Below are 24,388 nucleotides of genomic sequence, written 5' to 3'. Positions count from 1 at the left end.
CTGCAAGCTATTTTTTGCTACAGTGAGCATATCAACAGTGGTTATATCAACAACAGTGAAGCTTAAAAAGGAGCCCCTCATGACAGCGCCAAAAATTATTGCCCTCGCAGGCAGCCTACGTAAAGACAGCTTTAACCAAAAACTAATTAATGAGGCAGCACGCTTCGCCCTCGAAAGTGGTGCAGAAGTAGAAGTCATTAAGTTAAGCGATTTAGACCTACCGTTATTTGATGAAGATATTGAAGCGCAAGGCACACCCGCTGGGGCACAATTATTAAAAGATAAACTTCGTGCAGCAGACGGCATTCTGCTGGCAAGCCCCGAATATAATGGCTCAATTACGGCACCACTTAAAAACGCTATCGATTGGGCATCTCGCACTGAGCAAGGCGCGGTACCAGCATTTCGTAATAAAGTAACCGCGCTCTATGCTTCTTCACCAGGCGGTTTAGGCGGCTTACGTGGTTTAAACCACGTGCGTGATATTTTATCAGGTATTGGCAGCTTAATACTTGCAGATCAATTAGCTGTGTCTGCTATCCACACTAAATTAGATGAACAGGGCCGCATTAATGATGCTGATACAGCGGAACAAGTTGCCAGCCTAGCTCAACAACTTGTTAGTGTGGCAAGTAAATTAAATAAGTAAGCCTGATTTAATTTAATAGCCCTTAGCTGAGTTTTGTCGCTGCCAGTTTCGCAGCGATAAAATCTTCATGAGTCACATATAAGAGGCTAGCGACACGGCGGATCACAACCTCTTCATGTTTATCTAATTCACCATCAGCATAGGCTAAACGCCATAACAGCTCGATAATATCAATACGCTGCTCAGCACTACACTGTGCATTTATTTGTTTAGAAAACTGAAAATAATCAATCGCTTCATCTAAATTTTTAGAGGCGCTATCAATGAGCTCCTGAACCTCATCGTCTGTTAAAGAAAAATATTTCTTTAAGGTGTCATTCAGTGTTTGTTGCTCATCATCTTGTAATTCACTGTCAGCGCGCATAACCTCGATTAATAAAGCGGCAACCGCTGTTTTTAGGTCATGCTCACTAATATTAGATTGAGTATCGTTCATCGCTGAAAATAGCTGTTTTATTTTATTGAGCATCACATTTTACCTTTTGAGTGTTAGACTAGGTATAAGATATAAACTAACGTTACCCTAGTTTGACTGTCGAAGCTAATTCATGGTTCAACAACACGCGCTAGAATTATTGCATCAATCACATGGAGTTAGGTGTTTATGAACAAACCCCGTTCGATATTCGCATTATCAATCAGCGCCCTTTTACTTACCGCTGGCTTTTCCCCTGCATACGCTGAAGAAACCGAAACAGAAAAACTTTTCGACTTTGATGAAGAAGTCCACTACTACCAAACTAAATTAGCCGATGGCCGCTACCACCTCGAAATTCAGTCTGATGACTACAAGCACTTTCGCAATCAAAGCGTATTTTTGCTGCGCCATGCCAGCCGTTTATGTAGAGACAAACCGTTTATGTTAAGAGTGACTGATGGTGTACAGGAGTATGAACGCTTTCCCACTAAACCACGCCCCTACCAGCCACCTTTAACGGTTGTTTTACAATGCGAGGATGACGCTAAATAGCGCTAGTCTTCATACCCCCACGGAGCACTTGGTGGTGTAATTGGCTTTGTTAAATCAAAATCAACGCGAAACTCACGCCCTTCTCGCACTAAACGATACGTAAATTGCTTGGGGTAAATATACATTTGCCACGTATTGCCCATTGATTGTGGAATACCTTGGCTCACAAACAACTGTTTTGAATATTGATCAGCCGGGAACGACTGTGCATTAGCAAAACCCGCATCAAGGGTATGGCCCCCATACATGGTTGATTTATCATCGCTGCCATCTTTATGGCGATGGTCATGCTTTAAACTCAAACCACTGCCTGTTTTTGTGATGATCCATGTACGAGACGCATCATCGCCCACATGAAATGGCACTTGCAATTCACGTTCATTACAACGACGCACATGCATCACTAACTTTTTACCCGCAAATGAACTGGGGCCTGTCGCGTTATCAACGCTCACTTTACCTTCGTAAGCTTTGCCACAATGGGCTGCAATATTATCAAAAAAGCCATCATGGCTTGGAATTGACACTAACGGTGCAGGACGCGCAGCCGCTACTGATGATGCTGCCACGAGCACCGATGCCACTAAGTATTTCATGGTGTGTTCCTAAAATAAAAATATTAACCCTAGCCTAGCGATTTAAAGCTAATAAAGAAAACAATCACGATAAACTGCTTGTCTAAAAATAGTTACGATGGGTTTGTAGCTAGTTGTATGTCATGTTCAGCGCGCGATTTCATGAATTTCAGAAGAGCTTTGTGAAAATCCTGAAAGATCACCTCTCCCCACACTCGTGAATAAATGCCAAAATTAGTGTTATCAAGTACAGTCGTTTTTAGGCTCAACAGCGTTTGATTCTTACCACTTGCAACTAATTCATAACCGCCATGTAACGGCGAAAAATATTCACCACCTAATTTCACATGCTGATCCAGCGCCTTATCAGGAATTAAGTCTGGGTCTATATCAAACTTATAAAGCATTTTCTCATTCGGCTGCCACTCAGTTATCACTTCTTTAAATACTACATTTTTCTGCCACTGACTGGTTCTTATTGCACCGACTCCATCCCCACTCATATCAGCTCGAATTGGCCTTGGAATACCAATTAAATGCGAAAATGAGCTCGGATACTCGCCCTCGTGAATTTGGCTAACATTAGCCAATTGTTGCCACACAACGTCAACAGGCGCATTTATAACAATCGTATTTTTAACTTCGTAAGTTTTCGATAGGTGTAAAAAGTTGAACTCTAAAGGAGAAAGAATTAACGGCAGCAATGCTACCGACATCACCGCTTTGTTGCTTTTCTTTGCCCAAAGTCGATGGCAGAGCCCTGCTAACATACCGCCAATACTAGCAAAAAACATAAATGCAGGGAGTGCCATTGCAACGCAGATGCTGCCCTCTAAAAGAGTAATAACACTCACAAATAAGAAGATAAAAATAGGCTGCCAAGCGATCACTGCCATTCTTCCGTATGTCATCACAGGCAGCTGATTGTATTCAAAATGTACCCGTATAAACCCAATAGCAACAGGCACTAAAAACATAAACGAAATAGTAACAAGGCTACCGAAATTAAACGTTCCGCTAACTTCAAGAAAAATGCGTATGCAGATGCCGTAAAGAACACCCATCAAGATGCCGATAGATTTAGGAGAAAGAGGCCACATAGTTATTTGTTGTTTTCGTTATTTTACCAACCAAATTAACAACTTTCTTTTTTAGAAACAAATAAAAACGCGACTTTCGCCGCGTTTAGGTTCCACATGTAATAAAACCTTTTATTGCCAAGGGCGCTCAGCTTTAAGCTTAGTTTCAAAGGCATCAATTTGGCTGTTAAGTGTTTCAGTCACACCAATAAAGTCCAAGCCACTTAGTAAACGCTCTTTAATGTCATGACGAATATCAAAGTGAATGGTGTCAAACTTATCGCTACGAAGTTGTTGGTTTTCTAAATCAACTTCGATATGAATAGCATCATGCTGTTCACTCAGCACAAATAATTGCTCAAGTGTTTCTGCTGGTAATGCGATAGCAAGCATTTGGTTATTGCCGCAGTTATTAAAGAAAATATCGGCAAAACTTTCCGCTAAGATAACTTCAAAACCATATTGCTTTAATGCCCATGGCGCGTGCTCGCGCGATGAACCACAACCAAAGTTGTCGCGAGTTAAAAGAATTTGCGCACCTTGGTAACAAGGACGATTCAAAATAAACTCAGGGTTTGGCTCGCCGTTATCTAAATAACGCCAATCGTAAAAAAGCGCCGCATCAAAACCATCACGGCTGGTCGACGTTAAAAACTGCTTTGGAATAATTTGGTCAGTATCAACATTGTTTTTATCTAACGGGGCCATTAAGCCACTAAAAAATACGCTCATTAGGCTTCTCCTCTGATATCAACAAAACGGCCATGAATTGCCGCTGCCGCTGCCATTGCTGGGCTCACTAAGTGAGTGCGACCACCGCGACCTTGGCGACCTTCAAAGTTACGATTTGAGGTCGACGCACAGCGTTTACCAGCTTCTAATCTATCATCATTCATTGCTAAGCACATTGAACAACCTGGTTCACGCCATTCAAAGCCAGCTGCTTTGAAGATATCTGCAAGGCCTTCGTCTTCGGCTTGTTTTTTTACAAGGCCAGAACCAGGAACAATCAGTGCTTCAACACCCGCTGCAACTTGTTTACCTTCTACAATTTGCGCAGCAGCACGTAAATCTTCAATTCGGCTATTTGTACATGAGCCAATAAACACGGTATCAACAGTTGCTGAAGACAATTTATCGCCTGCTTTTAAGCCCATATATTTTAGTGCGCTACGGATTGCATCAGCTTTGATTAAATCTGGTTCTTGCTCAGGGTCTGGAATGAATTCATCGACGCCAATCACTTGCTCAGGGCTTGTACCCCAAGTTATTTGCGGTTGAATATCAGCAGCCTCCAATTCAACAACATGATCAAACTCTGCGCCTTCATCCGTTTTTAGTGTTTGCCAGTAGGCAACAGCATTATCAAAGTCAGCACCTTGTGGTGCAAATGGGCGACCTTTTAAATAATCATAAGTTGCTTGATCTGGCGCGATTAACCCCGCTTTTGCACCCATTTCAATACTCATATTACAAAGCGTCATACGCGCTTCCATAGACAGCACTTCAATTGCTTCACCACAAAACTCCGCAACATAGCCAGTACCACCCGCAGTGCCTAATTTACCGATCACTGCCATGATTAAATCTTTTGCAGTAACGGTTGGACGTAGGCGACCATTTATTTGAATTTTTAACGACTTGGCTTTTTTCTGCTGTAACGTTTGAGTGGCTAGAACATGCTCAACTTCTGACGTACCAATACCGTGCGCTAGTGCGCCAAATGCACCATGGGTAGAGGTATGGCTGTCACCACACACTATGGTTGTGCCCGGTAAGGTAATGCCCTGCTCAGGCCCCATTACATGCACAATACCTTGATTAATCGAATTTAAATCATAAAGTTGAATACCAAACTCTTTACAGTTTGCATCCAGTGCCATTAATTGATTTTTCGACACTTCACTGGCGGCATCTAATGAGCGACTTTTTGTTGAAACATTATGGTCCATAGTCGCAAAGGTTTTTTCTGGGCAACGTACTTTACGGTTTTTCTCACGTAAACCAGCAAAGGCTTGCGGTGAAGTAACTTCATGAACTAGATGACGGTCGATATAAAGTAAATCAGTTTGATCGTTAATGTTGGCGACTACATGAGCTTGCCAGATTTTATCGTATAAGGTTTGGGCCACTTGCTATTCCCTCATTTTAGTTACGCTGAGTGACGAGCTCAGCGTAAACAATGTTTAATTAAATACGTGCCACAATTGCCGCAGCAACATCACTGGTGGTGTACCCTGCATTTGGGTAGATATCTGGCGTACCAACACCGGCTTCAACCGCTTCTGCTACCGCTTTTTCAATGGTACGCGCCGCTTCATCTTGACCTAATGAGTAGCGCAGCATAAGCGCAGCACTTAAAATTTGTGCGATAGGGTTTGCCACCCCTTTACCCGCAATATCAGGTGCTGAGCCACCCGCTGGCTCATATAAACCAAAGCCAGACTGATTTAAACTCGCTGATGGTAATAAGCCCATAGAGCCTGTGATCATCGCGCACTCATCAGACAAAATGTCGCCAAATAAATTATCGCAAAGTAATACATCAAACTGGCTTGGCTGTTTCACTAACTGCATCGCCGCGTTATCAACATAAATGTAGTCTAGGCTTACTTCTGGGTAGTCTTTACTCACTTCAGTGACCACTTCACGCCAAAGTACACTAGACGCTAACACATTCGCTTTATCAACCGAGGTAACATGATTGCTACGTAGTTTAGCGGCTTCAAAGGCAAAACGAGCGATACGCTCAATTTCTTTACGTGAATATGTTTGGGTATCGAAAGCAGCTTCTTGCTCCCCTTCACCACTGCGGCCTTTTTCACCAAAATAAATACCGCCTGTTAACTCGCGCACACATAAGATATCAAAGCCTTGTGCGCTGATATCTGCACGTAGCGGTGATGCAGCACTTAGTGCAGGTAATAATTGTGCTGGGCGTAAATTACAGAACAAACCAAAATGCTTACGCAGTGGCAGCAGCGACGCTCGCTCAGGTTGTTCGTTCGGTGGTAAGTTTTCCCACTTAGGGCCGCCTACCGAACCAAATAAAATCGCATCAGCATTTTCGCAGGCGCTCAATGTGCTTTGCGGCAGTGCCTGACCAAACTCATCGATGGCAGCACCACCAATCGCGTGGTGATGACGAGTCAAAGTAAAACCAAATTTTTCGCTTACAGCATCCAAGACGGTTTCTGCTGCTGCCATAACTTCTGGACCAATCCCGTCGCCTGCTAATACTGCGATACTGTAATTCGATTGACTCATCCTGCTTTCCTCTGTTGTTTTAAATCAGACACTTTTTGTGCACGATAAATTAAGTTATAAACGCGGATCATGGCGCGTACTGACGCTTCAACCACATCCGCTGCAATGCCCGCGCCGTGATATGGGCGACCATCATATTTAGCGATAATGTTCACTTGCCCTAGTGAGCTGGCACCTTGGCCTGTTGCTTCTAAGTTGTATTCAATCATCTCAACCGACATACCGGTTAAGCGCTCAATTGCTAAGAATGATGCCTCAACTGGACCATTACCTGTCGCTGCCTCTTGCTTAGATTCGCCATCAATAGTCATACCGATTGTTGAGCTCGCCACTGACTGCGAGTTAGACGTAGAGTTAACAAACTCAAGTTGGTACTTCTCGTCTTTATCTTTGATTTGATTAAAGTAAATCATCGCTTCTAAGTCGTAGTCATAGACAGTGCCTTTTTGGTCTGCTAATGCTAAGAAGCTTGCGTACAAGCTATCCATATCGTAATCCGATTTTTGATAGCCTAACTCCTCTAAACGATGCTCAATAACATGACGACCGGAACGCGAGGTCATGTTTAATTGGTTATTGGGTACGCCGACACTTTCTGGCGACATAATCTCGTAAGTATTTTGCGCTTTTAATACGCCGTCTTGGTGAATACCTGAGCTGTGTGCAAAGGCATTTTCACCAACAATGGCTTTGTTTGGTTGCACTGGCATATTACAAATCTTCGCGACTTGGCGCGAAGCGCGGTAAATTTCTTCACTGCGAATGTCAGTGTGAACTTTTAAGTGGTCTTCACGCATTTTCATGATCATCGCCACTTCTTCAAGCGAGCAGTTACCTGCACGCTCACCAATACCATTAATAGTACATTCGATTTGGCGAGCACCGGCTTGCACCGCAGCGATTGAGTTCGCAACCGCTAAACCTAAATCGTTGTGGCAATGCACACTTAAACGCGCCTTGTCGATGTTTGGCACATTGTTCATTAAGTGGTGGATCATCGCAGCGTATTCGTCTGGCGTTACATAACCTACGGTGTCAGGTAAGTTGATAGTTGATGCACCCGCATCAATGGCACTTTCAACGATGCGGCATAAATCCCAATGCGGTGTTCGACCAGCATCTTCACATGAAAACTCGACGTCATCCGTGTAGTTACGCGCAAGTTTAATCGACTTAACAGCCATCGCTGTTGCATCGTCTAAGCTCATTCGTAATTTGTGTTCAAGGTGTAATGGACTGGTTGCTATAAAGGTGTGAATACGGCCTTGCTCAGCAGGGCGAAGTGCCTCACCACAAGCTTCAATATCTTTTGCTACAGCACGTGCTAAGCCACAAATAATTGGCCCTGTCACCTCAGTTGCAATACGCTGTACTGAGCGAAAGTCTGCCGGACTAGATACCGGAAAACCGACTTCCATTACATCCACATTTAAGCGGCTAATGGTATGCGCAAGCTGAATTTTGTCGTCTTCGGTTAGGCTGGCTTTTAATGCTTGCTCACCATCACGTAACGTTGTATCAAAAATCCAAACTTTATCTTTCATAAACTGTCCTCGTTCCCAATGACCCATTAGCGAGATAAAAAAAACCCCGCGTTTGCGGGGTTTTATAATATTTACAAATGCAAATACACTAAGCCCCACCTACTTGCTTAAGCAGTAAGAGGTTCAGTGTTAATGTAATTAAACGTGTCATTTGCATGTTAATTTTCTAAATGTGTGTTCAGTGAGCTGTATTTTTAACACCCAGCACACACTCTTGCAAGCATATTTTTTTCACTAAGCACAATGCAAAGGCATACATATAGAAATAAAAATTCACAAAACAAATAAAAAAAGGATAAAAATGACAATTTAATGGTTAGTTGTCGTTAGAAAAAGTACGTAACGCTTACGGCCTGCTTAGATTAACTTTTTTCATTTCCACCGTTATCCCTAACATACAATAATGCACCACGGGCTATATAACGTAATTGCCAAATAACACGTTCTACCAACTCTTCACGTTGCTGCCCTTCAATATCAAGCGCTTCTGCCCCTGCGTTAAATACTAAAGTGACCATCGCTTCCGCTTGTATATAGGCATGGGTGGCATCGCATGGCGTTTCACTTTCAAGGTAATGTGCAAGCTCCAAGATGAAATGTTTTATCTCGCGAGCAACCGCGGCACGAAACGCTTTTGAAGTACCCGAACGTTCACGCAATAACAACCTGAACTGGTTACTTGAGTTATCAATAAATTCCATGAAAGTAACAATCGATGTAGTAATGACACTGCCACCACTTTCGATACGCCGACGGGCTTGGCGCATTAACTGGCGAAGCGTTAACCCCGCTTCATCAACCATGGTCAAGCCAAGTTCATTCATATCTTTAAAATGGCGATAAAAAGAGGTTGGCGCAATCCCTGCTTCACGAGCAACTTCACGTAAACTTAAATTAGAAAAGCTGTGATCGGCACTCAATTGATTAAATGCAGCTTCGATTAATGCTTGTCGTGTTTTTTGTTTCTGTTGCGCTCTAACACCCGACATGAAAACTCCCAAGGTGAACTTTTAATGATTTTTAAGTTAATGAGACAGTCTAATACTTGACGCGAAGAGTTTGAAACACTATTTTAGCGTACAACTGTACGCCGAGATTTATTATGATGAAAAAACCACCGATTATTTGGACCAATGTGTTATTTTTTAGCCTGACATTTTTGGCCGCCATTACGCTTGTTCCTTGGTATGGATTTAGTTACGGATACACCACAGTGCAATGGATAGCTTTTGTTGCTTGCATGTTCTACGCAGGATTATCTATCACCGCGGGTTACCACCGTTTATGGGCACACAAAGCCTATGATGCACACCCTGTAATTGAAGTTATATTCGCCTTGGGTGGTGCATTTGCGCTGCAAAATAGTGCGCTTCACTGGAGTAGCGACCACCGTATTCACCATGGTCAAGTTGATGATCCAATCAAAGACCCTTATGCCGCAACAAATGGCTTTTGGTACAGCCATATAGGTTGGATGCTGCGAGACTATCAAGGAGAGGAATACGGAAATTATAGTAATTGCCGTGACTTACAGAAAAATAAAGTCGTTATGTGGCAACACCGCCACTACATGAAATTAGTGTTAGCGACCAATATTGGAATTCCTCTTTTGCTTGGGTTAATGGTCGGTGATGTGTGGGGGATGTTACTACTTGCAGGATTGTTACGTTTAGTATTAAGCCAGCATTTTACCTTTTTTATCAATTCAGTTGCCCATATATGGGGGTCTCGCCCATACACCGAAAAAAATACCGCACGCGATAATGGTTTTTTAGCGTTATTCACTTATGGTGAAGGCTATCATAATTTCCACCATATTTTTGCCAGTGACTATCGCAATGGTATTAAATGGTATCACTATGACCCAACCAAGTGGATGATCCGCACGCTCGCATCTGTCGGTCTTGCATCAAAATTAAAACGTACACCGGTTGAGCGCATTGAAAAAGCCAAAGCAGAAACCTTGATGAATAAAACCCAAGGCCGTCTTGCAAAATTGCCTTTAGCGCAAGATAAGCTTACATTATTACAATCTGAGTACGATTTACTGCTGAAAAAGCTGCAACACTTCTGTGCCCTGCAAAAACGCGTGTTAGAAATCAAAAAGAATAACATGATGAAACAATGCGAAAAATCAGCATTAATGACACAATATCATGAGCTTGAAGCCGCTTGGGAAAACCAAAAGCAGGCTTGGCTTGCACTAAATGCGAGGTTATTAAAAGCCTCTTTTAGTTAATATAGGAGCGGCTGTGGCCAAACAACAAGTAAAGCAAAAAGATACTCCATCTTATCAATATGATGCGATTATCATAGGGACAGGTCCTGGCGGTGAAGGTACCGCCATGAACCTTTCAAAGAGTAACAAAAAAGTCGCAGTTATTGAGCGCCAAGAAGCAGTAGGCGGCGGTTGTGTTCACTGGGGCACTATTCCATCAAAAGCCTTACGTCACTCAGTAAGCCGTTATATAGAATATAAAGCCAACCCTTTGTTTAATATCAGCGAACGTCCGAACCGCCTCACTTTTCCTGATATTTTGCGTCACGCTAGTAATGTCATATCTAAGCAGTCAAGTTTACGTAGTAGCTTTTATGACCGTAACCGCATTCATATGTATCAAGGTGATGCTGAGTTTGTTGACAAGCACACAGTAAAGATTACACACCTTGATGGTTCGCACGAAACACTTACCGCGCAAACAATTGTCATTGCTACAGGCTCTCGCCCATATCGTCCACCTGGCGTTGACTTTAATCATGCACGTATTTACGACAGTGACACGATTTTAGGCCTTGAACATGACCCACACCGTGTACTGATTTATGGTGCAGGTGTGATTGGCTGTGAATACGCCTCTATTTTTAAAGGTTTAGGCGCAAAAGTTGACCTAGTGAATACCCGCGATCGCTTACTCGCCTTTATGGATGCAGAAATTTCCGATGCACTAAGCTATCACTTTTGGAACAGCGGTATCGTTATTCGTCATAACGAAGAATTTGATAGAGTAGAAACTCGCGATGATTGTGTTGTGATGCACTTAAAATCAGGCAAGCGAGTTAAAGCAGACTGTATTTTATTTGCCAATGGTCGAACGGGTAACACCGATACATTAAACCTTGATGCTATTGGCCTAAAAGCAGATGGTCGTGGCCAGCTAAAAGTGAATGAAACTTACCAAACAGAAGTCGATAACATTTATGCTGTTGGTGATGTTATTGGCTATCCAAGCCTTGCTAGTGCGGCATTTGATCAAGGCCGAATCGCCGCTGATGCTATTGCCTGTGGTAACTGCGAAGAAAAATTGATTATTGATATACCCGCAGGGATTTATACTATTCCTGAAATGAGCTCAGTGGGTAAAACCGAACAAGAGCTCACCGCAGCTAAAATTCCATACGAAGTGGGTCGTGCCCAATTTAAACATTTAGCGCGTGCACAAATAGCAGGCACTGAAGTAGGTAGTTTAAAGATTTTATTCCATGTTGATACCAAGGAAGTGCTCGGCGTGCATTGCTTTGGCGAGCGTGCCTCTGAAATCGTTCATATCGGCCAAGCGATTATGGAACAAAAGAACGGCGGCAATAACATTGATTACTTTGTGAATACCACGTTTAACTACCCAACCATGGCAGAAGCCTACCGAGTCGCGGCATTAAATGGTTTAAATCGTTTGTTTAAGTAACAAAAAGCCCGCTTAATGCGGGCTTTTTTTGTCATTCGCTTTTAGCTTATTTGTGATACTTAGCGCTGAACTCATGCACTGCGTTAATAAACACACCCGCATTTTCAGGGTCAACATCTGGTGTAATACCGTGACCTAAGTTGAACACATGACCAGAGCCTGTACCAAAGTCTTCTAGAATAGTCGCGACTTCTTGACGAATACGCTCAGGCGTACCATGTAGCATGGCAGGGTCCATGTTACCTTGTAGTGCTACTTTATCACCAACACGACGCTTAGCATCACCAATATTAATTGTCCAATCTAAGCCTACTGCATCACAGCCCGTCGCCGCGATTGCTTCAATCCACTGACCGCCATTTTTAGTAAATAACGTCACTGGCACTTTACGGCCATCATGCTCGCGAATTAAGCCATCAACAATCTTATGCATGTATTGTAATGAAAACTCATTGTAATCACGTGGGCTTAATACTCCACCCCATGAGTCAAATACCATTAACGATTGCGCACCCGCTTTTACTTGCGCGTTTAAATAGTCAATGACTGAGTCAGCTAATTTATCAAGTAATAAGTGCAGTGTTTGCGGCTCAGCAAACGCCATTTTCTTGATTTTACCGAATGTTTTACTGCTACCACCTTCAACCATGTATGTGGCAAGTGTCCAAGGTGACCCAGAGAAACCAATCAGTGGTACTTCACCTTTTAGTTCGCGACGAATCGTGCTTACCGCATTCATCACATAACCAAGCTCATCAGTTGGATCGATATTTGGGATTTTTTTAACATCAGCTAAAGAAGAAATCGGACGTTCAAATTTAGGACCTTCACCCGTTTCAAAATAAAGACCTAAGCCCATTGCATCTGGAATAGTTAAAATATCACTAAATAGAATTGCAGCATCAAGCGGATAACGACGTAAAGGCTGTAACGTTACTTCACAAGCAAGTTCAGCGTTTTTACATAAACTCATAAAGTCGCCTGCTTGGGCACGTGTAGCACGGTACTCAGGTAAATAACGGCCAGCTTGGCGCATCATCCATACCGGAGTGACATCAACAGGTTGTTTTTGTAGTGCACGTAAATAACGGTCGTTTTTTAATTCGCTCATGCGTATAGGTCCTAGAACTGAATGAAATTTTGCTGGTGATTGTATCACCATATTACGCGACCCACTATGGATAGATAACCAAGCCTAGATATAGATCACGATTTTTAAACTTACTCCATCAAACAGAACAGGCTTTATACGAAAAAAAATATTTTTAAAACTTTTCATTAATAAATTTGCAACAAAGAAAAAAGCTTGGTATAACTTATCCCGCGTTAACAAAAACAATAATAAAAATCTTATAACAATAAGAACAAAAATCTTCCCATAACAATAAGAAAGCTTGTTTTAACAAGTCTAGAAAAAGAATTAAACCACCAATTTTGGTGGTTTTTTCTTTTCTGAATCATTGATTTATACAATCACCTCAGTATTTTCAACGTTAAAAATTAACACTAGTAGTTTTTAATTATTTCCCATACACTGCTGTTAAAGCAAAATTGACCTAACCTATTACGACACGCATTTTCATATAACAATATGCTGTCTTGTGTTTCTAGGTTGGCTTTTAACAGTTTGTTGTAACTAAGCACGAAGAATTAGTTGATCTTTGTGTCATATTTCCTTTTTATATAAAAAGGAAACCAACTCAGCGAGGAGATGAAATATGCTGACGCGTTTGGAAAAAGCTCAACAAAAATGGGGTGGAAGCCACTCTGTTATCGATAAGTGGCTCACAGAGCGCCAAGAATTACTTGTGCTATTCTGTCGTATAGCGGGCTTTTCACCGTATGAAAAGAAAGATCACGCCCTTCCAGATCAACTACAAATCCAAAATTTTTGTCAAATTTTAATGGACTACTTATCTGCTGGTCATTTTGAAATTTACGATGACATTGCAAAAGCATGTGAAGAGAAAGGCCCAGAAAGCCAAAAGCTTGCCAGTGCGCTTTATCCACGTATTTCAGAAACAACTGACATCGCACTCGACTTTAACGATAAATATGCTGAAGTAGATAAAGATGATTTACTGGATGAGTTTGATAAAGACTTATCTGCCCTAGGCGAAGCACTTGAGCTACGCTTTGAATTAGAAGATGAGTTAATCGATAACTTATATTCAAATCATACTAGCTAGTGCAACTTCACAGCAGCAGAGAGTAAATTCTCTGCTGAATGCCTCTTTTTGCCTTCCTTTAAAGAATCAATTATTCCATCCAAACAAAAATATTTGAAATAAATATTTAGATGCGATACTCATACTATAAAAACATGAGGTTCGCCATGCATAAACGGTCATTTTTAAAGTCACTTTCAATCCTTGCAGCAGGTGCAAGCCTAACATCAACTCCCTTAATGGCCGCACAGAATAGCAGTGGCCACACTTTAATTAAGCCAAAAGCACTTACAAAGGGAGGCACTATCGGTGTCTGTAGTCCTGCTGCGGCAACCGCCGAACATGCTGACATCATACTAGCAAAAGGGGTGATTGAAGCACTGGGTTATAAAGCAAGGCTGGCGCCTAATATTCTGGCAAGACGAGGGCATTTAGCTGGAACAGATGCCATGCGAGCCAACGATCTAAATAACTTGTTTAGCGATACGGATGTCAGTGCTATTTTTTGTTTGCGTGGTGGTTCAGGTGCAGCCCGTATTTTACCTTTGCTCGACTACACCATGATCCGCAACAACCCTAAGCCGCTCATGGGCTACTCAGATATCACCGCTTTACATAACGCACTGCTTGCCAAAACTGGCATGATTAGTTTTCATGGTCCGAACGCATCTAGTGAATGGAATCCATTTCATGTAGAGCAATTTAAAAGCCTGTTCGAAGCACGAAAGCACATGCATTATCAAAATTTACCCAAAGCAGACGATGAGCTGGTAAATACCAAGTACCTGACTCAAACTATCACACCTGGTAAGGCGACGGGTCGCTTAATCGGTGGAAACTTGACAGTACTCACCGCTTTGGCCGGTTCTGATTACCTTCCCGACTTTAACGGGGCCATTTTGTTTTTAGAAGATATTGATGAAGCACCGTATCGAATTGACCGTATGATGAGCACATTAAAGCTCATGGGTGCACTTGATAAGATTGCGGGTTTTGTATTTGGTGATTGTAATGAGTGCAAGCCAAGTCGTGGTTATGGCTCGTTAACACTTGATGATATTTTTGCAGATTATATTAAACCATTAGGCATTCCCGCTTATCGCGGTGCAATGATAGGCCATATTAAACGCCAATTTATTTTACCTGTGGGTGCGTTAATTGAACTTGATGCTAACAAGGGTACGCTAAAAATGAGGGAAACTGTATTTAGCTAGATGAGTGAAGTACAAAAAAAAGGGCCATGAGGCCCTTTTCTTCTGAGTAATAAATTACTCTGCAGCAGCTGCTTTTTCTTCGTCTTGGATTTCAAGTAATTCTACTTCAAAAACCAATGTTGAATTAGCAGGGATCTTACCAAGATCACGCTCGCCGTATGCAAGTTCAGATGGGATTGTGAACTTGTATTTAGAGCCAACTGGCATTAATTGTAAACCTTCAGTCCAACCTGGGATCACACGATTAAGTGGGAAAGTTGTAGGTTCGTTACGTGAGTATGAGCTATCAAACTCAGTGCCATCAAGTAAAGTACCTTTGTAATGTACTTTTACAACGTCAGTTGCTACTGGTTTTTCGCCTTCACCTTCAGTGATCACTTCGTACTGTAAGCCAGACTCAGTAACAGTAACACCTTCTTTCTTCGCGTTTTCAGCTAAGAACTTTTCACCTTCAGCTTTGCTTTTTTCAGCTTCTACTTTTGCTTTTTCTTCTTGCTTAGTACGCATACTTTGATCAAGTGCAGTTAACACTTCACGAATTTTTTCATCGTCTAGTTTAGCGTTACCAGCAAGGGCATCTTCAAAGCCACGCTTTAATAGCGCTTCGTCTAACTCAATACCTAGCTCTTTTTTATCAGCTAAATCTTGGTTTAAGAAGTTACCAACAGATGCACCGATACCGTAGGCTTGTTGTTGTGCTTCAGTCTCTAGTTTAACTTCAGCTTGCTGTTCTTTTTTTGCTTCTTGATTACAAGCTGTTAGCGCTAAAACTGACGCTGCAATCAATGACAATTTAATCGTCTTTCTCATTTTATATCTCCGACACACTTTGCAGTTGTCAATTATTGTATTATTACTAGTTAAAGGTTAACGACCTATTATGGTAGGCTGCTTGTCTAATAACTAAACTTTATGCAAACGCATAATCTAGTGATTAGACTAACAACCTTGGCTTTTAACGAGCCCTAGTCTAACCTCTCAATCACTAAGAGTTAAGGGGAAATACCTGTAATATGTCGATATTTCGTACTTTTTTATATCTACTAAGCTTTGGCTTAGTTGTTGCGTGCACTGAGCAACATGAGCAATCCGCTGAACGATATGAACATGCGGCTAAAGGTGCGTTTGCATCTGCTCTTTCGCATGATGGCAAATACAGCTTGATCTCATCAATACACCATGGGGTCGCGCTGTGGGATAATCAACAGCAGGTATTAAAATACCAATGGTTTCAACAACAAGCTCAAGATAGCCTTGTGCATACAGTGGCAATCTCTTACGACAATAGCCATGCAGTCACCGCTGAAAAGTCCACATTTGCAGTATGGGACATTAGCACCGGTGAAAACACGGGCTACTATAAAATACATGCCTCAACAATTAGAGATATCGCCATAAGTAACCAAGGGCGTAGCGTTTTATATGGCCGCGCCGACGGTGTAGTCGTTTACCTCGACTTAGAAACCGGAAGGCGTATAGAGTTCCTCGGTCATCAAGAAAAAGTCAACGTTGTTGATCTATCTCCCAATGGCCACTATGCAATTAGTGGCTCAAATGATTACGTAGCTTACTTTTGGGATACTCGCACAGGGCAAGTAATCCACCGCTTTAATCACCCGACTCGTGTCACTCAGGTTGCGCTTGATCCACAGGGTCGATATGCATTTACAGCAGATAGTATGAAGCAAGCAAATGTATGGCAACTGACTACAGGTGATCTTGTTAGCAAACTGGCGTATATTGCGCGTCAGAAAATTTTTACCGCCGTGCGCTTTAATGATCAAGGCACCTTAATTGCAACCGGTTCACCGAATCGACTCGTGGATTTATGGCAACTGGACTCTGGTAAAAAATTACAAACGTGGCAAGTACTCCCTCGTGAAGGCAGTCGCCCAAAATCAGCCGTGGTGTTAGATGTTGCGTTTACAGATAACAACCAAGCGTTATTAACCGAAAGCTCCAGCGGATTCGCTGAAAGTTTTAATTTAAGAGAATCGAATGAATACAATTGAAGATCGTCTCATGGAACTTGAAGCGAAAGTCGCCTTTCAAGATGAAACAATTGAAATATTGAATGATGAGCTTAAAGCGCACCAACAGCAATTGGCAAAAATGAAGCGCCAAACCGAGTTGCTCGCAGAAAAAATTAAAGAGGCGCAACAGCCTTCTCTTATGTCACAGTTACAAGAGCCGCCTCCGCCACATTACTAAGCATACAATAATGGCCGGGTTAATCACCCGGCTTAAATACCCCAATTACCTGTTCAAATTGACGTGTTGAAGCTTGCACAGCTTTCTCTGGCTGGGTCATTTTATGGCCACACTGTACACACTCCACTTTTTCGACATCATGCTCTTTATAAAGCATCATGGTATCCATAGCCCCACATTCTGGGCATGACGCACCAGCAATAAAGCGTTTTTTTTGTCTCATAAGTGATCTCCCGTGGCATGTAGGCCGCTATTTTAGCCTAATAATTCTCTGTTTGATACGATTGCGAAGCCTTATAGGATCCGTGTTATGATAACGCAACTTAACTAGGACTCAGCATAGTATTTTTCAATGATCCAAATCTCAGATATCGAACTACTTCGTGGTGGTAAAGCACTCCTTAAAGGAGCCAGCGCCACACTTTTCCCTGAACATAAAGTTGGTCTTGTTGGGGCTAATGGTTGTGGTAAGTCAACACTGTTTAGTTTGCTAAAGTCTGAGTTGCAGCTCGATGCGGGTGAATGCAGCATCCCTAAAGATTGGTCCATCGCCTCTGTTAAACAAGAAACACCGGCACTGGAAATAAGTGCGCTTGATTATGTTTTGCAAGGCCACCCTGAGTATTATGCGCTCAGAATCGCACTCCGAGAAGCTGAAAAAAATGACGATGGCGCAGCACAAGCCAAAGCGCATATCGGCCTTGAACATATTCAAGGTTATAGCATCGAAGCCAAAGCAGGTGAACTGCTACATGGCTTAGGTTTTAGTAATGAGCAAATAGACAACCCTGTCAGCGCCTTTTCAGGTGGGTGGCGTATGCGTCTAAACTTGGCTCAAGCGCTTATTCGTGACGCTGACTTATTGCTGTTAGATGAACCAACCAACCACTTAGATCTCGATGCCGTATACTGGTTAGAGCGCTTTTTACGCGCCTATACTGGCACCCTAGTACTGATTTCTCACGACCGTGAATTCTTAGACGCGGTGGTTGATCAAATTTGGCACATCGATCAGCAAAAAATTAATGTTTACAAAGGCCACTACTCGCAATTCGAACGCCAAAAAGCGGAGCGTTTACTGCAACAGCAAGCTATGTTCGAAAAACAACAAGAACAAATCGCTCATCTAGAAAAGTTTATTACACGCTTTAAGGCTAAAGCCAGTAAAGCAAAACAAGCACAAAGCCGCGTAAAAGCCTTAGAGCGAATGGAAAAACTAGCGCCTGCGCATGCCGACTCCCCTTTCGATTTTGAATTTGCAGACCCCACTGCGCTGCCAAACCCCTTGATGACACTCGACCAAGCCAAAGCGGGCTATGGCGACATCACTATTCTACATAGTATTAAGCTAAACCTAGTACCAGGTAGCCGTATTGCCCTGCTTGGTCGAAATGGTGCGGGTAAGTCTACACTTATCAAGCTGCTAGCAGGTGAACTTGACCCACAAGCGGGCGAAGTGTTCCAGCATCAAGGCTTAAATATTGGTTACTTTGCGCAGCACCAACTGGAGTCTCTTGATTTAACAGCCAGTGCTGTTACGCATTTACAACGTTTAAATCCGCAAGCAACAGAGCAATCACTGCGCGACTTTTTAGGGGGCTTTGCCTTCATTGGTGATAAAGCCCTTGAGCCAGTTGCGCCATTTTCGGGGGGTGAAAAAGCACGTTTAGTGCTGGCTATGTTGGTATATCAAAAACCTAACTTACTCTTACTGGATGAGCCTACCAACCACCTAGATTTAGAAATGCGACATGCTCTTGTCATGGCACTACAGGGATTTGAAGGTGCGATGGTTACCGTATCGCACGACCGCCATATGCTAAAAAATACCGCCGATGAGTATTACCTTGTTGATAACGGCGAAGTCACGCAATTTGGCTACGACCTTGATGCTTATTACCAGTGGCTACTCAATGCGAATAAAGAAGCGGCAAAAACACCAGAAGACAATGCAACAAAAGCTCATTCAAGTGTAAACCGCAAGGAACAAAAGCGCTTAGAAGCTGAGTTTAGAAAGTCAGTGCAGCCATTAAAAAAACAAATCGACACGCTTGAAAAGCAGCTCGATAAGTACGCAACAGAGCTTAGTGAAGTTGAAACTGCGCTCGGCGACAATGATTTATATAATGACGACAATAAAGCGAAGCTAACAAAGTTACTAGCAAAGCAAGCTGAGTTAACCCCAAAACTAAATGCCGTTGAAGAAGAATTATTGATGGCGCTGGAAGAACTCGAAGAAAAAGAACAGGCCTTCGCCGATGAAACCGCTTAATAGCGAAGCATTTTGGCAGTTTGCGTGTCGACTTTATGATGAAGAAGGCATGCAAACACGGCTGTTAGGTTATCAAAACCAGCAAGGCAAAAATGTGAATGTGTGCTTGTTGCTTTATTATTTAGATTCTCTTGAGCTTGCTTTAAACGAATCTCAACTTAATCAGCTTGAGTTATGCATTGGTGAGTTTGACCAGCAGGTATTAAAACCTCTACGCACGGCTCGCGCCTATCTAAAAGCTAATCAAAGCGAAATTGCTGACTACACCACAATTCGTAAAGAATTACTCAGTGCAGAACTCAAGCTCGAAAAACAACAGCAGCAAATGCTCATTGATAGCGTGAATACTTGCACACTTACATCAAACCCAAAAGCAGATAATTTAAAGTTGTATATAAGATAAAGGTGATTAGCAAACCCAACTCATATCACCACTACCTTACCCCGTAAAATTTCACAGCAATAAAATAACGCTCTCGCTCGAATAAAGGCGAGTACTAATAACTTAGACTCAGTAAACTTGATCCAAATCAACTTCTAAATCGCCTTGTGTAGCTTCAGGAAAATAGCTTGATCTGGATCATGTCAGGCTATGCCAAGCCAGCCTATGATTAACCCATAGACATTAGGAGGCACAACCATGAACGTATTCTTTAGAGATTTTTTTAGCGACCCAGTCTTATTTATGTCATTTGGCATTTTGGCAGTTGTTATCGTTTTATGCCTTTTTTACGTCGGGTATTTCATTAAAAAAGTACACGACGCTGAAGTTCCTAAGTAAGAATTAAGCACGACGCACAAAGCCCCTATCCAATTTTATTGTTTAGGGGCTTTTTATTTGCATAAGCCAAAATCGTTAAACTGTTCTAAAAAAGCAAAAACTTGCTACAATAGGCGCTTGTTTTGTCTTTAAAGTGTCAACTATGTTACCTGAGTTTAAACCTGCGTGGTGGATGCGCAATCGTCATTTACAAACCATAATGCCGCGCTTTTTTCGCCCTTTTCATAAAACACGTTACAACTTATCGACACTCAACACTCCAGATGGTGATTTCTTAGAGCTTGCATGGGCACAACCCCACAATGACCACGCACCACTGGCAATTGTATTGCACGGGCTTGAAGGCAATATAAATAGCTTTTATGCCAAAGGCATGATGAAAAAACTAAAGCAGCAAGGGTTTGCGGTTGTGCTTATGCATTTTCGCAACTGCTCACGGGAAGTTAATCGATTGGCTCGTGCCTATCATAGTGGTGAAACTGAAGACCTGCGCTTTTTTATTAATTATTTGAAAGGCAAATTTCCTTCTCGCCCATTATTTGCCGTCGGTTTTTCTTTAGGTGGCAATGTCTTAGCTAAATACTTAGGTGAACAAGGCCAATCCTCACACTTAACTGGCGCTGCGGTAGTATCGGCGCCATTTGACTTGTCTGCCTCGTGTGAAATTATTCGTAAAAGTTTGTGCAAGATATACCAAAAATACCTGCTTGATCGCATGAAAAAATCAATGCAAAGAAAGTTGCCACAAATTCAGCAACAAATAAATCTAACACCTGAAAAGTTAAAGTCGATTAATGACTTATGGCAGTTTGACGACATGCTGACCGCCCCCTTACATGGCTTTTCAGGGGCAGAAGATTATTATCAACAAGCCAGTGCTAAACCTTATCTAAAAACAATCGCGACACCGACTTTAATCGTACATGCTAAAGATGACCCCATGCTATCAGTTAAAGCAGTACCTAATGGTACAGATGTCAGTGACTATGTTACTCTGCGGGTGTCAGATAAAGGCGGACACGTAGGCTTTATTAGTGGTAATAACCCATTTAAGCCTGTTTATTGGTTAGAGCACATAGTGCCTAGCTACTTCACACAGATCGTTAAAAAAGAGCAGTTATGATCATCCCTCATGAACAAATTGATAAAGACACGCTATATAACTTAATTGAAAGCTATGTGCTACGTGAAGGCACCGATTATGGTGAGCAAGAGGTAAGTATTGAAAATAAAGTTGCGCAGGTTCATCAACAGCTTAAAAGTGGTGAAGCGATGGTGTTTTTTTCTGAGTTACATGAATCGGTAACAATAATATCGAAAGCTGAATTCATTGCTCTGCAAGCTGATCCTGAGTATCAGGCGTCGTTTAACGACTAAACTTGTAAGTTATACTGTAACCCTTCACAATGGCTTTTTAACTTAAAGAGCCATTAAAAATGAAAAAACTAAGCTCATTGGTTGCCGCCGTTTCGCTGGCTTTAATTAGCCAAGCACACGCTGAACAGGCTACTGCATCAGACAAAGCCATAAAACTGGCAAAAGACACTATTTTAATCGACACCCATATCGATGTTCCTTATCGCATTCATAATAAGTGGGCTGATGTAACAAAAGCCACCGATGACGGCGATTTTGACTACCCACGCGCAGTACAAGGAGGTTTAAACGCTCCTTTTATGTCGATTTATATTCCTGCAAACCTAGAATTTGAAGGCAAAGGGAAAAGCTACCAACTTGCTAATCAGCTGATTGATAGTATGGAAGCCATTGTGCAACGTGCTCCTGATAAGTTTGCTATTGCAGATTCAACCGCCGATATCAAAGCGCAGTTTAAACAAGGCAAAATGTCGATTGCAATGGGTATGGAAAACGGCTCGCCGATTGAAGGTGAGATGAAAAACCTTAAGCATTTTTATGATCGTGGTGTACGTTACATCACCCTTGCACACTCACAGAGCAACCACATTTCTGACTCATCTTATGATATCCGCCGTAAATGGAAAGGCCTGAGCCCATTCGGTAAAGAACTGGTTAAAGAAATGAACAACATAGGTATGTTGGTAGATGTTTCACATATTTCTGATGATGCATTTTATCAAGTAATGGAAATTTCAAAAGTCCCTGTGATTGCATCACACTCTTCACTTCGTAAATATACGCCTGGCTTTGAGCGTAATATGAATGATGACATGCTATTAGCGCTGAAAAAGAATGGCGGCGTTATTCAAATCAACTTTGGTTCAAGCTTTGTAACAGCACAAGCTGGCTCTTGGTATGACCAACTAAAATCAGCAAAAGCCGATAAGAAAAAAGACGGTACTAAGCTAAGCAAAGATTTTGACGCAGCTTATCGTGCTAAAAACCCATTCCCTTATGCAAGCCTTGAGCAGGTGCTAGATCACATCGACCATGTCGTTGAGCTCATTGGTATTGATTATGTTGGTATTGGCTCTGACTACGATGGTGTAGGCGACTCTCTACCTACTGGCTTAAAAGATGTAGCAAGCTACCCTAACCTTGTTCAAGGGCTTATGGATAGAGGCTACAGCGATAAAGATATTAAAAAGATTCTAAGTGGCAATATGCTACGTGTTTGGCAACAAGCTGAAGCGTATGCAAAAGCGCACTAATTTTTAATCACCAATCAAAGCGCAGTACTCACTGCGCTTTTTGTTTTTATCAATACAAGTGATTGATAATACTAATTGCCTGTTTTAATCTGCTGGTATTACAAAGCAACTTGGATGATGTGATATGTCGACTTGGCAAGGAAATATTGCACTTGTTTTGGCAAGCACTGCGCTTGGACTAACGGTTTACAACCATTTCAGTGTAGATAAGCAACGTGCTCCTAGCTCACTTCCCTTTACTATCGATGATTCAATTATTCCCAAACAAGATAGAGAAAACCTCGTTGCTCTACATGGTTATATTCTTGACTTAGAGACACGTATTAACGAGCTTGAAAATAGAACGCCCACGATTGAGCCTTCGCTTATCGAATCAAAAGTAAAACAAGTCATCGAAGAGCGTGAAAAAGCACGTATCGCAGAAGCAACGAAAAGAAATCCTTCCGTAAATTGGTTCCGACATTTACCTGAAGATTATCGACAGCGTATAAAAGCCGATCCGAACTATGCGAATAAATCGATTAATGATGCATTTACAGCGTTATTAAACATGAGTAATACCGACGATGATCGCCTAGCAGCTTATGGACAACTCAAAATGACCTTAGGTATGCTGAGACGAGACTTGGATGATACACAGGAGTCTTTGGCCATTGATGCCATGATAAGTATCAGTGAGTATACAAACGAGCCTAAGATACGCATTCAAACATTGGAGAATTTATCTCATTTAGATGCAGTTTCACCTAAACTAGCCGACTATTTTCAAAAGCTATTATTAAATGATGCGAATGAGTACGTTAAAAATCTTTCAGCAAGTGCGTTGGTGGCGCAATTTTTCCGTGCCAAGCAGCTAGGAAAAACCCAATTAGCGACGACTCTGGCACAGCGCATCCATATGCTAGAATCCAATGGTGATAGTAAAGTGGCGAATGCTATGACTAATAATCTCAAACCCTCGCACTTAAGAGATGAACTCAATAAATTTATCGAGCAGTAGCCAAAACTTTCTTTGGGCATTAAAAAAGGCCGCCTAAGCGACCTTTTTATGAGCTGTGAAGCTCTATCTGTTGATATTACTCAACGATAGTAGCTACAACACCAGCACCAACTGTACGGCCACCTTCACGGATAGCGAAGCGTAAACCTTCGTCCATCGCGATTGGAGCGATTAGCTCTACAGTCATCTTGATGTTGTCACCAGGCATTACCATTTCAACGCCGTCTGGTAACTGTACGTCACCTGTTACGTCAGTTGTACGGAAGTAGAACTGTGGACGGTAACCTTTGAAGAATGGCGTGTGACGACCACCTTCATCTTTAGAAAGTACGTATACTTCTGAAG

General features: G+C 42.1%; 26 protein-coding genes and 1 pseudogene. 15 read left to right on the top strand and 12 right to left on the bottom strand.

What is annotated here, in order from left to right:
- Positions 1-79 precede the first annotated feature (79 nt).
- A complete protein-coding gene (locus L3V41_RS18355; RefSeq protein ID WP_062568359.1) occupies positions 80-649 on the top strand; it encodes an NAD(P)H-dependent oxidoreductase in 570 nt (189 codons plus the stop codon).
- A gap of 22 nt (positions 650-671) precedes the next feature.
- On the opposite strand, the gene L3V41_RS18350 is transcribed toward L3V41_RS18355, so the two are convergent.
- Positions 672-1,118: a TerB family tellurite resistance protein gene (locus tag L3V41_RS18350; protein ID WP_237128258.1), complete on the bottom strand. Its 447-nt coding sequence runs from the start codon at positions 1,116-1,118 to the stop codon at positions 672-674.
- Positions 1,119-1,253: 135 nt separating this feature from the next.
- On the opposite strand from L3V41_RS18350, the gene L3V41_RS18345 reads away from it, so the two are divergent.
- Positions 1,254-1,619, top strand: coding sequence for a hypothetical protein (locus tag L3V41_RS18345; RefSeq protein WP_062568361.1), 366 nt, complete (start codon positions 1,254-1,256; stop codon positions 1,617-1,619).
- A 2-nt stretch (positions 1,620-1,621) separates the two neighbouring features.
- Here L3V41_RS18345 and L3V41_RS18340 read toward each other — a convergent pair whose 3' ends face one another.
- The 7 genes from L3V41_RS18340 to fabR all read right to left on the bottom strand — a co-directional run bounded on the left by L3V41_RS18340 (position 1,622) and on the right by fabR (position 9,073).
- The gene (locus tag L3V41_RS18340) at positions 1,622-2,215 is read right to left on the bottom strand and encodes a hypothetical protein (RefSeq protein ID WP_193987967.1); all 594 of its coding nucleotides are present in this window, start codon (positions 2,213-2,215) and stop codon (positions 1,622-1,624) included.
- A 92-nt stretch (positions 2,216-2,307) separates the two neighbouring features.
- Positions 2,308-3,294 (bottom strand): SRPBCC family protein, encoded by a 987-nt coding sequence (locus L3V41_RS18335; protein ID WP_062568363.1) that lies wholly within the window; start codon positions 3,292-3,294, stop codon positions 2,308-2,310.
- 111 nt (positions 3,295-3,405) lie between these two features.
- The gene (leuD, locus tag L3V41_RS18330) at positions 3,406-4,005 is read right to left on the bottom strand and encodes a 3-isopropylmalate dehydratase small subunit (protein ID WP_237114573.1); all 600 of its coding nucleotides are present in this window, start codon (positions 4,003-4,005) and stop codon (positions 3,406-3,408) included.
- Complete coding sequence (gene leuC / locus L3V41_RS18325) at positions 4,005-5,405, bottom strand: 3-isopropylmalate dehydratase large subunit (RefSeq protein WP_237128257.1); 1,401 nt, start codon at positions 5,403-5,405, stop codon at positions 4,005-4,007. The genes leuD and leuC overlap by 1 nt, the downstream gene beginning before the upstream one ends.
- A 58-nt stretch (positions 5,406-5,463) precedes the next feature.
- Complete coding sequence (gene leuB / locus L3V41_RS18320) at positions 5,464-6,540, bottom strand: 3-isopropylmalate dehydrogenase (protein WP_062568366.1); 1,077 nt, start codon at positions 6,538-6,540, stop codon at positions 5,464-5,466.
- Entirely contained in the window at positions 6,537-8,084 is a 1,548-nt protein-coding gene (gene leuA, locus L3V41_RS18315) for a 2-isopropylmalate synthase (RefSeq protein ID WP_237114575.1), read from the bottom strand. Before leuA ends, leuB begins: the two co-directional genes overlap by 4 nt.
- A gap of 362 nt (positions 8,085-8,446) precedes the next feature.
- Positions 8,447-9,073, bottom strand: coding sequence for an HTH-type transcriptional repressor FabR (fabR, locus tag L3V41_RS18310; RefSeq protein ID WP_062568368.1), 627 nt, complete (start codon positions 9,071-9,073; stop codon positions 8,447-8,449).
- Between the two features lie 116 nt (positions 9,074-9,189).
- Here fabR and L3V41_RS18305 point away from each other — a divergent pair, with 116 nt between their 5' ends.
- Together L3V41_RS18305 and sthA are read left to right on the top strand one after the other, a co-directional pair.
- Positions 9,190-10,323 carry a fatty acid desaturase gene (locus L3V41_RS18305; protein WP_237128291.1) on the top strand — a complete coding sequence of 378 codons (1,134 nt, stop codon included), beginning with the start codon at positions 9,190-9,192 and terminating at the stop codon, positions 10,321-10,323.
- Between the two features lie 13 nt (positions 10,324-10,336).
- A complete protein-coding gene (gene sthA / locus L3V41_RS18300) occupies positions 10,337-11,767 on the top strand; it encodes a Si-specific NAD(P)(+) transhydrogenase (protein WP_062568370.1) in 1,431 nt (476 codons plus the stop codon).
- A gap of 46 nt (positions 11,768-11,813) precedes the next feature.
- Here the strand turns inward: sthA and hemE are convergent, their stop codons facing one another.
- The gene (gene hemE, locus L3V41_RS18295) at positions 11,814-12,878 is read right to left on the bottom strand and encodes a uroporphyrinogen decarboxylase (RefSeq protein ID WP_130149201.1); all 1,065 of its coding nucleotides are present in this window, start codon (positions 12,876-12,878) and stop codon (positions 11,814-11,816) included.
- Between the two features lie 607 nt (positions 12,879-13,485).
- On the opposite strand from hemE, the gene L3V41_RS18290 reads away from it, so the two are divergent.
- Both L3V41_RS18290 and L3V41_RS18285 read left to right on the top strand, forming a co-directional pair.
- The gene (locus tag L3V41_RS18290) at positions 13,486-13,956 is read left to right on the top strand and encodes an Rsd/AlgQ family anti-sigma factor (protein ID WP_062568372.1); all 471 of its coding nucleotides are present in this window, start codon (positions 13,486-13,488) and stop codon (positions 13,954-13,956) included.
- Positions 13,957-14,102: 146 nt separating this feature from the next.
- Positions 14,103-15,149: an LD-carboxypeptidase gene (locus tag L3V41_RS18285; RefSeq protein ID WP_193987974.1), complete on the top strand. Its 1,047-nt coding sequence runs from the start codon at positions 14,103-14,105 to the stop codon at positions 15,147-15,149.
- 54 nt (positions 15,150-15,203) lie between these two features.
- Here L3V41_RS18285 and fkpA read toward each other — a convergent pair whose 3' ends face one another.
- A complete protein-coding gene (gene fkpA / locus L3V41_RS18280; RefSeq protein WP_062568374.1) occupies positions 15,204-15,959 on the bottom strand; it encodes an FKBP-type peptidyl-prolyl cis-trans isomerase in 756 nt (251 codons plus the stop codon).
- Positions 15,960-16,162: 203 nt separating this feature from the next.
- Between fkpA and L3V41_RS18275 the strand changes: the two genes are divergently transcribed.
- Positions 16,163-17,161 carry a hypothetical protein gene (locus tag L3V41_RS18275; protein WP_062568375.1) on the top strand — a complete coding sequence of 333 codons (999 nt, stop codon included), beginning with the start codon at positions 16,163-16,165 and terminating at the stop codon, positions 17,159-17,161.
- Positions 17,148-17,360: a SlyX family protein gene (locus tag L3V41_RS18270; protein ID WP_062568376.1), complete on the top strand. Its 213-nt coding sequence runs from the start codon at positions 17,148-17,150 to the stop codon at positions 17,358-17,360. Before L3V41_RS18275 ends, L3V41_RS18270 begins: the two co-directional genes overlap by 14 nt.
- Before the next feature lie 19 nt (positions 17,361-17,379).
- Here L3V41_RS18270 and L3V41_RS18265 read toward each other — a convergent pair whose 3' ends face one another.
- Complete coding sequence (locus L3V41_RS18265; RefSeq protein ID WP_062568377.1) at positions 17,380-17,583, bottom strand: YheV family putative zinc ribbon protein; 204 nt, start codon at positions 17,581-17,583, stop codon at positions 17,380-17,382.
- Between the two features lie 129 nt (positions 17,584-17,712).
- Here L3V41_RS18265 and L3V41_RS18260 point away from each other — a divergent pair, with 129 nt between their 5' ends.
- The 7 genes from L3V41_RS18260 (at position 17,713) to L3V41_RS18230 (ending at position 24,043) form a co-directional block, all read left to right on the top strand.
- The gene (locus L3V41_RS18260; RefSeq protein ID WP_062568378.1) at positions 17,713-19,632 is read left to right on the top strand and encodes an ATP-binding cassette domain-containing protein; all 1,920 of its coding nucleotides are present in this window, start codon (positions 17,713-17,715) and stop codon (positions 19,630-19,632) included.
- A complete protein-coding gene (locus L3V41_RS18255; protein ID WP_062568379.1) occupies positions 19,619-20,035 on the top strand; it encodes a TIGR02444 family protein in 417 nt (138 codons plus the stop codon). The genes L3V41_RS18260 and L3V41_RS18255 overlap by 14 nt, the downstream gene beginning before the upstream one ends.
- A 237-nt stretch (positions 20,036-20,272) precedes the next feature.
- Complete coding sequence (locus L3V41_RS18250) at positions 20,273-20,413, top strand: DUF3149 domain-containing protein (protein ID WP_074989877.1); 141 nt, start codon at positions 20,273-20,275, stop codon at positions 20,411-20,413.
- A gap of 142 nt (positions 20,414-20,555) precedes the next feature.
- On the top strand, positions 20,556-21,536 hold the full coding sequence (locus L3V41_RS18245; RefSeq protein WP_062568380.1) for a hydrolase: 981 nt from the start codon (positions 20,556-20,558) through the stop codon (positions 21,534-21,536).
- Complete coding sequence (locus L3V41_RS18240) at positions 21,533-21,790, top strand: YheU family protein (RefSeq protein WP_062568381.1); 258 nt, start codon at positions 21,533-21,535, stop codon at positions 21,788-21,790. Before L3V41_RS18245 ends, L3V41_RS18240 begins: the two co-directional genes overlap by 4 nt.
- Before the next feature lie 59 nt (positions 21,791-21,849).
- On the top strand, positions 21,850-23,043 hold the full coding sequence (locus tag L3V41_RS18235; RefSeq protein ID WP_193987976.1) for a dipeptidase: 1,194 nt from the start codon (positions 21,850-21,852) through the stop codon (positions 23,041-23,043).
- A 124-nt stretch (positions 23,044-23,167) separates the two neighbouring features.
- Positions 23,168-24,043, top strand: a complete 876-nt coding sequence (locus L3V41_RS18230) for a hypothetical protein (protein WP_237128256.1) — start codon at positions 23,168-23,170, stop codon at positions 24,041-24,043.
- 76 nt (positions 24,044-24,119) lie between these two features.
- On the opposite strand, the pseudogene L3V41_RS18225 reads toward L3V41_RS18230, so the two are convergent.
- A pseudogene (locus tag L3V41_RS18225) lies at positions 24,120-24,388 on the bottom strand (elongation factor Tu); the annotation flags it as partial.

It is taken from the genome of Pseudoalteromonas sp. L21, assembly GCF_021728035.1.
Classification (GTDB): domain Bacteria; phylum Pseudomonadota; class Gammaproteobacteria; order Enterobacterales; family Alteromonadaceae; genus Pseudoalteromonas; species Pseudoalteromonas arabiensis.
This window is presented reverse-complemented; position numbering and strand designations above follow the sequence as displayed.

Bases quoted from the DNA above. Each gene is read 5' to 3' on its own strand.
- L3V41_RS18355 (WP_062568359.1), top strand. From the start codon at position 80: ATGACAGCGCCAAAAATTATTGCCCTCGCAGGCAGCCTACGTAAAGAC.
- L3V41_RS18350 (WP_237128258.1), bottom strand. From the start codon at position 1,118: ATGCTCAATAAAATAAAACAGCTATTTTCAGCGATGAACGATACTCAA.
- L3V41_RS18345 (WP_062568361.1), top strand. From the start codon at position 1,254: ATGAACAAACCCCGTTCGATATTCGCATTATCAATCAGCGCCCTTTTA.
- L3V41_RS18340 (WP_193987967.1), bottom strand. From the start codon at position 2,215: ATGAAATACTTAGTGGCATCGGTGCTCGTGGCAGCATCATCAGTAGCG.
- L3V41_RS18335 (WP_062568363.1), bottom strand. From the start codon at position 3,294: ATGTGGCCTCTTTCTCCTAAATCTATCGGCATCTTGATGGGTGTTCTT.
- leuD (WP_237114573.1), bottom strand. From the start codon at position 4,005: ATGAGCGTATTTTTTAGTGGCTTAATGGCCCCGTTAGATAAAAACAAT.
- leuB (WP_062568366.1), bottom strand. From the start codon at position 6,540: ATGAGTCAATCGAATTACAGTATCGCAGTATTAGCAGGCGACGGGATT.
- leuA (WP_237114575.1), bottom strand. From the start codon at position 8,084: ATGAAAGATAAAGTTTGGATTTTTGATACAACGTTACGTGATGGTGAG.
- fabR (WP_062568368.1), bottom strand. From the start codon at position 9,073: ATGTCGGGTGTTAGAGCGCAACAGAAACAAAAAACACGACAAGCATTA.
- L3V41_RS18305 (WP_237128291.1), top strand. From the start codon at position 9,190: ATGAAAAAACCACCGATTATTTGGACCAATGTGTTATTTTTTAGCCTG.
- hemE (WP_130149201.1), bottom strand. From the start codon at position 12,878: ATGAGCGAATTAAAAAACGACCGTTATTTACGTGCACTACAAAAACAA.
- L3V41_RS18290 (WP_062568372.1), top strand. From the start codon at position 13,486: ATGCTGACGCGTTTGGAAAAAGCTCAACAAAAATGGGGTGGAAGCCAC.
- L3V41_RS18285 (WP_193987974.1), top strand. From the start codon at position 14,103: ATGCATAAACGGTCATTTTTAAAGTCACTTTCAATCCTTGCAGCAGGT.
- fkpA (WP_062568374.1), bottom strand. From the start codon at position 15,959: ATGAGAAAGACGATTAAATTGTCATTGATTGCAGCGTCAGTTTTAGCG.
- L3V41_RS18275 (WP_062568375.1), top strand. From the start codon at position 16,163: ATGTCGATATTTCGTACTTTTTTATATCTACTAAGCTTTGGCTTAGTT.
- L3V41_RS18270 (WP_062568376.1), top strand. From the start codon at position 17,148: ATGAATACAATTGAAGATCGTCTCATGGAACTTGAAGCGAAAGTCGCC.
- L3V41_RS18265 (WP_062568377.1), bottom strand. From the start codon at position 17,583: ATGAGACAAAAAAAACGCTTTATTGCTGGTGCGTCATGCCCAGAATGT.
- L3V41_RS18260 (WP_062568378.1), top strand. From the start codon at position 17,713: ATGATCCAAATCTCAGATATCGAACTACTTCGTGGTGGTAAAGCACTC.
- L3V41_RS18255 (WP_062568379.1), top strand. From the start codon at position 19,619: ATGAAACCGCTTAATAGCGAAGCATTTTGGCAGTTTGCGTGTCGACTT.
- L3V41_RS18250 (WP_074989877.1), top strand. From the start codon at position 20,273: ATGAACGTATTCTTTAGAGATTTTTTTAGCGACCCAGTCTTATTTATG.
- L3V41_RS18245 (WP_062568380.1), top strand. From the start codon at position 20,556: ATGTTACCTGAGTTTAAACCTGCGTGGTGGATGCGCAATCGTCATTTA.
- L3V41_RS18240 (WP_062568381.1), top strand. From the start codon at position 21,533: ATGATCATCCCTCATGAACAAATTGATAAAGACACGCTATATAACTTA.
- L3V41_RS18235 (WP_193987976.1), top strand. From the start codon at position 21,850: ATGAAAAAACTAAGCTCATTGGTTGCCGCCGTTTCGCTGGCTTTAATT.
- L3V41_RS18230 (WP_237128256.1), top strand. From the start codon at position 23,168: ATGTCGACTTGGCAAGGAAATATTGCACTTGTTTTGGCAAGCACTGCG.